Source organism: Streptomyces sp. NPDC045022, from assembly GCF_056432605.1.
Window position 1 is genome coordinate 70,672 of the sequence record NZ_JBWKIR010000031.1, and the last position, 10,981, is coordinate 81,652.

General features: G+C 66.5%; 5 protein-coding genes and 3 pseudogenes. 3 read left to right on the forward strand and 5 right to left on the reverse strand.

The genetic code is table 11. From position 1 onward, the window contains the following. Positions 1-4 precede the first annotated feature (4 nt). On the reverse strand, positions 5-1,141 hold the full coding sequence (locus AC07C1_RS35000; RefSeq protein WP_478945748.1) for a YecA family protein: 1,137 nt from the start codon (positions 1,139-1,141) through the stop codon (positions 5-7). A gap of 788 nt (positions 1,142-1,929) precedes the next feature. Between AC07C1_RS35000 and AC07C1_RS35005 the strand changes: the two are divergent. Continuing rightward, positions 1,930-4,113 (forward strand): annotated as a pseudogene (locus tag AC07C1_RS35005) (NACHT domain-containing protein); the annotation flags it as partial. 1,144 nt (positions 4,114-5,257) lie between these two features. Here AC07C1_RS35005 and AC07C1_RS35010 read toward each other — a convergent pair. Both AC07C1_RS35010 and AC07C1_RS35015 read right to left on the reverse strand, forming a co-directional pair. Beyond that, a complete protein-coding gene (locus tag AC07C1_RS35010) occupies positions 5,258-5,833 on the reverse strand; it encodes a hypothetical protein (protein WP_478945750.1) in 576 nt (191 codons plus the stop codon). A 989-nt stretch (positions 5,834-6,822) separates the two neighbouring features. Next, positions 6,823-7,079, reverse strand: a pseudogene (locus AC07C1_RS35015) (IS982 family transposase); the annotation flags it as partial. 63 nt (positions 7,080-7,142) lie between these two features. On the opposite strand from AC07C1_RS35015, the gene AC07C1_RS35020 reads away from it, so the two are divergent. Next, positions 7,143-7,655, forward strand: a complete 513-nt coding sequence (locus tag AC07C1_RS35020) for an N-acetyltransferase family protein (protein ID WP_478945752.1) — start codon at positions 7,143-7,145, stop codon at positions 7,653-7,655. Between the two features lie 5 nt (positions 7,656-7,660). Here AC07C1_RS35020 and AC07C1_RS35025 read toward each other — a convergent pair whose 3' ends face one another. Next, on the reverse strand, positions 7,661-8,701 hold the full coding sequence (locus AC07C1_RS35025) for a hypothetical protein (RefSeq protein WP_478945754.1): 1,041 nt from the start codon (positions 8,699-8,701) through the stop codon (positions 7,661-7,663). A 286-nt stretch (positions 8,702-8,987) separates the two neighbouring features. On the opposite strand from AC07C1_RS35025, the gene AC07C1_RS35030 reads away from it, so the two are divergent. Then, a complete protein-coding gene (locus AC07C1_RS35030) occupies positions 8,988-9,146 on the forward strand; it encodes a hypothetical protein (RefSeq protein ID WP_376494626.1) in 159 nt (52 codons plus the stop codon). Between the two features lie 401 nt (positions 9,147-9,547). Here the strand turns inward: AC07C1_RS35030 and AC07C1_RS35035 are convergent. Beyond that, positions 9,548-10,810, reverse strand: a pseudogene (locus AC07C1_RS35035) (protein kinase domain-containing protein); the annotation flags it as partial. Positions 10,811-10,981 lie beyond the last annotated feature (171 nt).

Genomic DNA, 10,981 nt, shown 5'->3' on the forward strand with positions numbered 1-10,981 from the left:
CTTCTCAGGGCGAAGCGGCCGGTGGGGGTGGAGTGCTTGGCTGCCCCCACCGGTGCACACATCGCTTGTACTTGCGGCCGCTGCCGCACGGGCAGGCGTCACTGCGCTGGGGTGGCTGGTCGCTGCCGCCGGCGTAGGAGAGGCGGTTGAGGCCGTGGATCTCGGCCGTCAGGGCGATGTCGTCCATGGCCCACTTCACGAGCGAAAGACTGCTGTGGACCACATCGGCGGCCAGGACGAGAGCGTCGGCGGCGGCGTGGGCGACGGTCGGCTGCACGGCGTAACCAGAGGCGGCGAGCGGCTTCAGGGGGCGGCGTGCGTAGTGCTCAATGGCATGGGTTTTGGCCCGGTCCGAGGCCCGCAGCACGGTGTGAGTGGTGGCGGAGCCGAAGCTGGGATGGACCGCGTCGCACAGCCATTCGTACAGGTCGAGCACGTCGGCGGTGGTGGTGTTCTTGGCCAGTTTGTTGATGTAGGTCATCACGTTGGTGCTCTGGAGCACCGGCGGCCGGCCGGCACTTTGTCCGACGCGTGAGGCGTACTGGAGTTTGGCCAGGCGGTTGTTGAGGTCGGCACTGAATCGGGTGAGCGAGGCCGTGGTGGGCGGGCCAGCCTTCTTGAACGCGTCCCATGCCTCGTGGAGGAGGGTTGTTTCGTGGGTGAGTGCGGCCGCGCCCTCCAGCAGAGAGCGGGAGCATGCGGCCGCGACGAGCAGCCGCCAGCGGCCCAGGGATTCCACGGTCTGCTCGGCCAGCTCGGCGGCGCGCCACAGCTGGGTCAGCCGCCAGGCCGCCATTCTCATGTGCAGGTCGGACAGGGCGAAGTGGGCAATCCAGTCCCGTGAGCCGAGCGCGGTGGTGTCCTGCATGAACGGGCTCGCCTTGCCCGACCACGTGCCGTCGGGATGGGAGACGGTGACGAACGTCCAGGTCTCCTCCGGTGCGGCCGCGTTGAGCAGGTTGGTGAGCTCGGTTGTCGCGTCGTGGGCGTTGTGGGCGTGCAGCGGCACATTGATGTGAACCACGGCCTGCGTGCTTTGGGCATCGTCGTCGGCCAGCGTCATCAGCTGCCGGGCTGCCGCCTGAACACGGTCGGCCCGTTCCCTGCCCAGGGCCCGAGCGACTTGTTCCTCGAAGCTCACACATCCCCCCACTGCACGCTCCATTGGTGGGGCGTCACGCGCCCAGACTACTGGCGCGCTCCAAAGGCAAGACCGTTGGTCAATGACCGGAAGCCGAGCGTGGCAAGCCGTTCGTTTCCCGCATCCTGGCGCTGCGAGCGACCGTCGTTGATTCGTGGCAGAACGAACACAGTTGACGGGCGAGAGAAACGTCGGACGGCTGGCCAACCCCAGTGCGCCCGGTCCGCGCTCGCCCGCTGGACGCGGCGTACTGGGCGCCGGCCTCCAGTCTGGCCATCCCGGCGATGGCCGGCGGGGACGGCGGCCGCACCGTCCTCGCTCACCGCCCCGCCAGCTCGCCCGGTCCGCGACCACCTCGACGGACCGAGGCACGCCCAGCGTGGGAGCGGCCCGAAGGACCATCCGGGACATGCCGCCCCAATGCGCGGGCCTTTCCCGGATCTCGGCCCCTTCAGCCCCTCATCGCGGACTTGCTGTCCCGGGCCGGGCCTCGTGTCTCGGTTCAGACCCCACAAGTGACCCCAACTGCCGTCGGCGCAAGGGCCGTTACCCTGGCGGCGTGCACGACCAGGACCCGCCACGGCCAGCGACACCGCCACGCTCCCCACAAGGGCCTCACGCCTCTGACCAGTACAAACCCCGCACCCGCTGTAGCAGTCGGCATGAGAATGACCTGGCCCTTCGTCACCCATGTCAGCAACAGGTGAGCACCATCCGTCAGTGCCAACTACCAGGTCACTGAGGCTGCGCCACTGACATTCAGATGACGATGCCCAGCTGACACTTCCCCGCAGACTGTCACCCTGCGCACTCTCACCCGGCACGGCGAACGCCTCCCCGCCCCTGCGCACTTCCTTACCGCCGTCGGCTGCCCGCTGGCCGGCACCCAGCCGGAAGGCTGGGAGCACCGCGTCCTGACCAGCGGGCGCGGACTCGTCCTGGTTGACGGCCTTGATGAGGTGCCGGAGCCCGAACGCGAACGTACAAGGACCTGGCTGCGCGACCTGCTGGAGGCCTACCCCGGCAACCGCTGGCTCGTCACCTCACGTCCCTCGGCCGTGCGCGAGGACTGGCTCGCCGCCGATGGATTCACTGAACTCGGCCTCTCGTCGATGAGCCCGTCGGATGTGGCAGCCTTCATCAGGCGCTGGCATCGGGCGGCCGCCACCGGCGCGTCCGACGAGGACGCCCTCCTGGCCGCCTATGAGACCCAGCTGCGCGATGCCGTCCGCACCAAGCCTGACCTGGGGCGCCTCGCCACGAATCCGTTGATGTGCGGCCTGATCTGCGCCCTGCACCGTGACAGGCGTGGCTACCTTCCACACGGTCGCAAGGAGTTGTACGAATCTGCGCTCTCCCTGCTGTTGGTCCGCCGCGACCGCGAACGTGACATGGTGACCCCGCAACTGAGCGAGGAGCCCCAGCTGCAGCTTCTCCAGCGACTCGCGCACTGGCTCATACGCAACGGCCGAACGGAGTTGGACCGCAGCCGGGCAGAGAGCATCATCGCGGAGGTGCTCCCGGCGATCCCAGCGGCGCAGGTCCTCGGGGACGCCGATGCCGTGCTGCGCCACTTCCTGATCCGCACCGGCCTGCTCCTCTCCCCCACCCCGGATTCGATTCATTTCGTGCACCGCACATTTCAGGACTACCTGGGGGCGCGGGCGGCCGTGGAAGCCGGCGACTTCGGCCTGCTGGCGGAACACGCCGCCGACGACCAATGGGCGGACGTCATCCGCATGGCGGTGGCACAAGCCCGGCCGCGTGAAAGGGCCGAGCTGCTGAATCTGCTGACGGCCTCCTCGGACAAGCGTGTCCACCTGCTGGCGATGGCGTGCCTGGAACACGCCACGGAACTCGACCCGGCCGTGCGACGCCAGGTCGAGGTGGCAGCAGCAACGCTGCTGCCACCTCACACGGACGCCGAGGCCAAGGAACTGGCACAGATCGGGCCGTTGATCCTGGAACTGTTGCCAGGCCCGCACGAACTGTCCGACGACGAAGCCGAAGCCGTAACGGCGACGGCAGCGCTGGTCGGCACGGAAGCGGCGGTGCCCGTGCTCGCGCAATACCGGAACCATTCCGCGCAGAGGGTCCGGATCAATCTGATGCGGGCGTGGAATTTCTTCGATGCAGAGGTGTACGCCGACGAGGTGCTGAGCCACGTCGACACCCACGACCTGTTCCTCTTCGCCGCCTCGCCCGCACAGGTACGCGCCCTGCCCCGCCTCGGCGATCGGACACGACTAGGCGTAACAGGCGACCATGATCCTGCAGAGATCCTCAAGGCTTTGCCCGAACGGGTGGAGTACCTTGGCCTCTACGAAAACACCCTGCTGAACGACCTGCAGCCGTTCGGCTCTATGTCCTGCGTCCGCCACATCAATCTTGTGCGCTGTCCAGGAGTTGAGGACCTGACGCCCCTGACGGAGGCGGGGCTGACCTCACTGTTTATCCGAGACCTTGGAGGGACAGCCGGGCTGGACCTCCTCTCCACCCTCCAATCGCTCACCGCCTCGACACCTCTGCCGGGCGGGCTGTCCACGCTCCCGCAGGACGCTTCTCTGACCATGTTGTCACTGGGCGGAGACGCAGTCGCGGAGACTGGGCTGCGCGGTCTGAGCACCTGGCCGACGCTAGAGAGCCTCTACATCCAAGAGGATATCGGCGACCTCACCCCCAGGGACTGGGCCGAGATCGCCACACTCCCGCGTCTCAGCTCAATGAGCATCGCAGCTAAATACCTCCCCGGGCTTCTCTCCGCCCCACACCTGCCCAGCCTCAAGACCGTGTATGTGACGAGCGTTCATGAAGACACTGGCCTCACGCCACTATCCGGTAGCTGTCCACAGGTCCGGACGGTCGGACTGTACCTGGAGCAGCACTCCACAGGGCTAGTAACGGCCCCCTACCAGGCCCTTTTCCCCGAAGCCGAGGTCACGGTCCACCCCGCTCGCCCTCTGCTCTTCTGAGGCAGTCCGGCACAGCGCAGGGGGCAGCGCTCTAATGTGCGGGAGGATTCCGTCCCGCCCGCCGCTGTGCGAGGTGACCCTCCGGACACCCGAGACGGAGGGCCGGTGCACGACGATCGGCACGCTGGTCACGCCTCCAGCCTGGCCCCGTGTCCTGTGTCACCGAGTCGTCCCTGACGCGGTCGCTCTGACCTGCAACGAGGAATCTTGAGTGGCGAAGTGACCGTGACCCGCGGGTGCCACCGTTCGGAGATGGGGAGAGCTCTCGCCAGTGGATCTTGCTGGATCGTGAGGATGCTTGGCGAGTGCTGCTGCGGCGAGTTCGATGGCGTCGGGGTAGATCGCGGCGTGTGTGTAGGTAAGAACTCACGAACCTGAGAGAGCATCAGCTGTCATGCGATAGAGCCCCACGACAGTGGTCCCGTCCATCAATCTCTCACCTCATGACAGCGACCTACCCCACCACAACACCCGCTGACCAGCCCCGGACCGACCCCACCCCAGAACATCACCACCGACTCTCACCACCACCGACGCGAAGCCGAGAGATCGCAGAGAGGGCACCCCCTACCAGGCGAAACGGCCGCGGCTGCCCGACCGAGGGTAACGCCAGCTCCCCGCCCCAGCCCGGGCGCCCCGTAGCTCGGCCGGCAGACAGCGAAAAGCCCACAGTCCCGGGAGCACGAGCGCCAGGACTGTGGACTGCACTGTGGACTGCAGCGCGACTGGTGCTTCAACTGCTGTCGCCGCTCGGATAAGCCTCTGCGTCCGAGGCCTCTTGCCGCGGCGGCCACTCCTGGGACTGTGGCGCAGGGCAGCGCTCGGGCGTGGGCGGCGCGTCGTCCAGCAGTGGATGCTGGAACACGTCCTCGGCCTTCCACCACACGGTCGCCAAGCAGTACTACCAACGGGAAGGCCACCTGCGCGTACCAAGAAGCCACATCGAAACGATCACCGTCACTAGCGGGACGACAGTCGCGACGGCGAGAGTGGCGGGGACCAGGAAGAACACCTTCTACGCCTCGGGGAGCCGCGTCCCTATCACCCGAGCGGATCGAGCAGCTGTCCGCCATCGCCATGCGCTGGACGTAGTCACAGCGTTCCCGGTCGCACGGGGGTGCCAGGCAGACCGGGTCGTCCGTGCTCAGAAGGGAGGTTCGTCGCTGTACGCCTGCTGACTGCTGGCCTTCTTCTGTGGCGTTCCGGTGGCCCAAGGATCATCCTGCGGCTGCTGCGAAGCGCCCCACCCCCCTGAGGGCGCGTTGCTTCCCCAGCCCCCCTCCGGGGCGGGCGGCGGTGTCGGCTCCGGGACCGGCGCTAGCTGAGGGGGACCGTCATCCACCTCAACGCCGTCAATAGCGTTATTCCACAGATCGCGGATGTACTCGCGAAGGGTGCGGGTGTCGTTGTCCTCGTCGTAGTCGGAGGAGTCAGGGAATCTCCTCCATGTCGGGTCGTGGTCTGCCATCTGGCAGAGAACCTCATGCACCGCTCTCACCTTGGGCCATGTGCTGGTGGTCTCGCCTTTGAGGAGCCTGCGGACCGTCTCACGGCTCACAGTTACGCGGGCGGGTTGAGGCCCTTGAGAGGCGGCTGCCGCGATGCTGGCCGGTGAGGGGCGCCCTGCTGTGCGGAAGTAGGTGAACAGCTCACTCACGAAGATCCTCTTAGGCCCGTGCGGGAGCTCATCCTCGCTCGGCATTCGCAGAATCTGGGGCATGCCTAACTCCCGCTCGCTACAGCCCACTTGAACCTACACAGCCTAGCTTGGACCAGGCACGACACCCATCAAAAGCAAGAAGGGACCACCATCGACCAATAGGACCCCGTCAAAGCCTCGGGAAGACACACTTCTGCGTGGTTCGCCTCGTGCAGGCACAGGGGAACTTTCTTGAGCAAAGCTCTGTTTTCGCTGGTCAGAGCGGTATTCGGGGTGCTTTCGTTGGTGTCATCCGCCCCACGGGACGCAGTGGCGTCTCAACAGGTGGACAGCGGCAGTGCCGTCACCGGAAACGGCGACGGCCCCCTGGTGGACAGGGAGCCGTCTGCAGAAGACCGAACATCCCCGATGAAGGAGAAGCGCAAGTCCATGACCGAGAGACTACGGGTCCGACCTCGGCACGGAAACCCCCCATTACGTCCCGGTGGGCGGCACGCGCACGACGGATTCGCGACGAGGCCGGCCTCTACCTGCTCCGCGGCTCAGCGACTGCCGCCGGAGGCGCCCTCGTGGCGTACGGCGGCGTCTGGCTCCACTCACGCTGAGGGCCGTTCCAGACCGGCCTCGGAGCGACCTGAAGTTCGGGTAAGGAGCCATGTACCGCTCAGCCCGGTGAGCCGCCGAGAATGAGCGGAGGGCCGGTCGACCGAAGTCGAGTTCCGCGAAGTCGGCGGAGGCCAGGCTGGGTGGGGGCTGCGGTGCACCGTCCTGGCGAGCGGCTTCCCGGGCGCTCGGCCGTCCGTACTTCCACTCCTTGGCCGGCGGCTGCTGGGCACCCCAGACGGTGAGCTGGGCGCGCTTGCAGCCACCGGCGGGGCGTGGGGGTCGCCTTGGGATTCTTCAGGCGGGGCGTGAAGCGCTCTGCGTGCAGAAGTTCTCCCGCAAGAGGATGGTGGAAGGCTGACAGGTCAGTTGTCTTGTTCAGCGGGAGCCATCCCTCGGGCATGGGGGAGCTCGCGAGCGAGGGGGGTTGGGCGCCGACGGGTGCGTAGCGGCAGTGCCGCCCGCAGTCGCTTGTTCCAGCCCGGCTGCTTCGGTACGTACGGGAACATCGCGCCAAGGCGGGAATGGACGAACCGCAGCCACCTGGACTCCGAGGTGAAGCCCAGCATCGCCTGGGCGACAGCGAGGCAGACAAGCTCAGAGTCGGTCAGCCTGGGAGGGCGCCCCAGCCATCGAGTGCCCCTGATATCGTCGTCGATCTTCACTAAAGCGCGGTGATCAGGGTATCCAGGTCGGTCTCCACCGCCCGATTTTGGACGCCATATTCGCGAGCCAGGAAGCCACGGGGCTGGTTACTGTTGCCTGCATGCCGCTGTCTCTTTCTCCGCTTCGACTCTCTTCGGGTGATATCGCCGGGGTTGTCGGCATCTACGCGTCCAACCCCGAGTACGGCCGTATATCTGGCGAGTACGACCCTGCGCGCGTTCAGGCCCAGCAGGTGGAAGCCGAACTGCGCGAGGACACGGGCACCGGCGGGTTCGACGTCCTACTCGCCCGAGACGCTGAAGGCCAGGTGGTGGGTCTGGTCTCCATTCTCCGCCAGCACCCCAGGGACGGGTATCCGTGGATCGGACTTCTGATGGTGCACGGAGACCAGCGCCGCAAAGGCCACGGAAGGCTGCTGGCAGATCTGGTCGAGGAACGCTTGCGCTCCGAAGGCCGGAACGGCGTCCGCCTCGCGGTTCTGGAGAACAACCCGACGGCCCTGGCTTTCTGGAGCTCGCTGAGCTGGCAGGAGATCGATCGCCGTCCCGACGTTCAGCACGGTCGGTCATGCATCGTCATGCACAAGCAACTGGGCCCGATCACTTCGGAATGACTCGTCTAGCTGCCGAAGACCGCGTTGAGGGCCTGTTGCCCGTGCTGGATTGTGAGGTCCAGACCAGCGGATGCTGCGCCGATCTGCGTGAGTCCGCCCATCACGGTGTCGAAGGCGGCACGGACTCGGCCTGGCTGCGCTGTCTCACTGCTGGCCTCCTCGGCGAGGACTTCGGCGTCGCGGATGAGTTCGGCTTGCTGCGCGGGTTCCATGCCATAGGTAGGGGCGAGCTGCTGGACCAGGGCCGCGAACTCGCGCATGGCGCTGGGGTCGAAGGACTTGTTGTGGTTGTGCTGCTCGACCTTGCCCTGCGAGCCAGCAACGACGTTCGTGCCGGTGATGCTGTAGTAGTCGCCGGGGCGGGTTCGGTTGAGGTAGTCGCTCACGGTCGCTCCAGACAGTACGCAGTCGATGCCGTCGATGGTGATGGCGACGGTCTTGGGCTCGGTGCCGGCGTCCTCAGCGAGCCCGGAGTGGATGAGGCGAGCCAGGGCGTAGTGCAGTTCCGTTCCTGAGAGTTCGTCTCCGGCGAAGTGAGATTCGGCGGTGGTCAGGAAGGCGGAGGGGTCGGTGGGGCGCTGGTCGTGGGCTGTGGTGTAGAGCCAACGCAGGAACGCGTCGGTGGCGTAGCGGTGCCGAGCGGCGGGGTCACTGCGCAGTTGGGCAAGCCGCCTCAGCTCCACCCGCCCGTCGTCGGTGACCCTGTAGGCGTCGGCCTGATCGAACGATCCCATCGAATCGATCAGACCGTCCCTCTCAAGGGCGTGCGCCAGGACCTGGACGTCCTCCAGGGGAACTCCTGACTGCTCGGCGTAGGCGGCTTGTTCTGCGAATCCGTGGCGTGGCTGCTCACTCAGCCAAACCAAGAGTCGAACCAGCTGCGGGTCCTGCTCAATGCCCACCCCGAGGATTCCGGCAGAGGTGGTGAAGCCCTTGCCGGTGACCGGCACGGTGACCGGGTATTTCTTGGCAGCACGCTGGTAGGCCTTGTTGATCTCCTTGACATGCTTCTCGATCGCTCGATGGTCTATGTCCTTGTTGGCCACCTCATCCCCCTTCGTAACGTCCTCTTCGAAGAGTAGTGAGGAGCACTGACACCAGAGGGGTCACGTGCCGCGGGAAGAGCAGGGGCTGCCCGTACCAAGGGCATGAGGAGGCTGGAGATTTTGGGGCCGGCGGGCTGGTCTTTGAGAATCCCGCAGGCCTTACACCTGGCGCACGGCTCTGCGGATCCGCGGATCGACGGTCCGGTCGTCCGCGAAGTGGCTGAAGTGCTCCGCCGAGTCCGGGTGGTCCCGCAGGACCGCCGCGGCAACGGCCGCGGCGTCGTCCTTGAGCGACCCGAGCCAGGGGCTGATTATGTCCCGCGCGTCCCATCGGTCCCAGGCACCGTCCCACGTGCACATGGCTTGCATGGCTTCTTCCAACAGGTCCCACTGCCGCTCGGCGGCCGCGTGCGCGGCGACGCCCTGGAGCCAGACCGTCACCTGAGAGGCTTCCGCGTACTCGACCCTTCGGGTGTCGGCCCCGCCGACGTGCTCGGTCAGGGCCTGCAGGACGGTCTGTGCTTGGAGAACGCTGTGGCCGAGTGCTGGGGCGGCCAAGTGAGCTGCGAGAAGGGGAAGCTGGACGGCATACAGCTCGAAGTCGTCCGTGTGGTCGGTGAGCAGAGCAAGGAAGGCGTCGGCGGCGGCGCTGTCGCCGCTGTTGGCCTGCTCAAGCAGTTCCGCAGCCTTCTCCAAGGGGTCTGCCGGGATCTCAGCGTGTTCCCGTTCGATCAGAGCTACCAGGTCGCTGACGCTCTGGAGCCGGCGGGAGGGGTCCTCCTGTGTGGCGGCCCGGACGATGTTGCGCCAGGGACCGGGAGCCGGGAGCAGCTGCTTGTTGGGCAGCGGCATGGTGCCGGTCAGGGCCCAGGCGATCATCCTGCCGATGCTGTAGATATCGCTGCAGGGCTGAGGCCGCTCATCGGGGTGGGTGAACAGTTCCGGGGCGGAGAAGCCTTCGGTGCCGATCCCGGCCCGAGTCCGGTCGACCTTCGTGGTCTGTCCTGCGGGACGGCGCACGGTCCCCCAGTCGGCCAGCACCCACCGTCCCTCCCACAGCAGAATGTTGGGCGGTTTGATGTCACGGTGAACCCAGCCGAGGTCGTGTGCCTTAGCTAGTACCGAGGTGAGGGCGTCGACCAAGGCCCGCAGCCGCGTCGGATCGGCCAGTGCCTGGAGGTGGTCGAATGCCGTGTCCTCAGCCCAGGGCATGACGAACCACGTGTAGTTGGCGGCATGATCCAGAATCGGCATCGCATGCGGATGGCCTGCCAGCGCCTTTCCGCAGTCGATCTCCCGCCGCATGCGGGCCGCCTTCATTCCTCCCGGCGCCTTCTGTCGCAGCTGCTTGACTGCGACAACCAGACCGGTTGCTTTGTGCTTGGCCTTGAATACGTCCGCCTGGTTACTGTCGGGGTGGGGGCGGCTCTCCCGGAGATAGGCCTTGGGATCGCCCAACGCATGGACGACGCGGGCTTCAGCGTGGCTGCCCTGTTCGTGAGCAGGAGGTTCCATGAGCACACCGACAGACGGCTGTGGAGCAGGGGTGATACGGACATCAGGGCGCAGTACCGGGAAACGGGCCTCGCCGCCCTGGGTGACCTCGGCTGAGTGGGCGGCATCGTGCCCTTCGCCGCTGAGAACACCGCGTACGGGCGTCCGGGTGTCCCGGAGGCTGCCGCGCGTACGCTCATGCACGCTCTGCCCTGACAGAACGTGGCTGACGCCTTTGGGGGTAATGGCGACCGAGGCGGGGTTGGTATCGATGTGTTCGATGAGGTCGCTCTCCGCCAGGTAAGCGAGCGCCTGATGCACGTCGGCCCCCGGGATATCAGCTCCGGCGAATGACGCTTCGGGGTCCATCAGGAACAGATTCGGGTCGACAGGCGTCTGGTCTCCGGCTGTGTCGAACAGCCACCGCACGAAGGCGTCCATCGTGTAGCGCAGCCGAGCGGCGCGATCCTGTTGCAGCTTCTTGAGCCGGTACACCGCAACACGGCCTTCGTCGGTGAGATGGACATCGGGGGTGCCCGCGAGGTTGCGGGCGATGTCCGCTAGGCCGCGCTGTTCCAGCTGGAGGGCAAGGACGGTCGGATCCTCGTCTTCCATCTGGAACTCGTCAACAAACTGTGTGACGTTGACATACTCCGCAGGGCGCTGCTGAGCGTGAGCGTCCAGCCATATCTGAATCGCTCCGGGATCGGTGGAGGCTCTATGCGTTGACTCCAGCCGCCGGTTGGGGCTGGTGTTGAGCGTAGTGGTTGGTCTCGTACTCGTGGG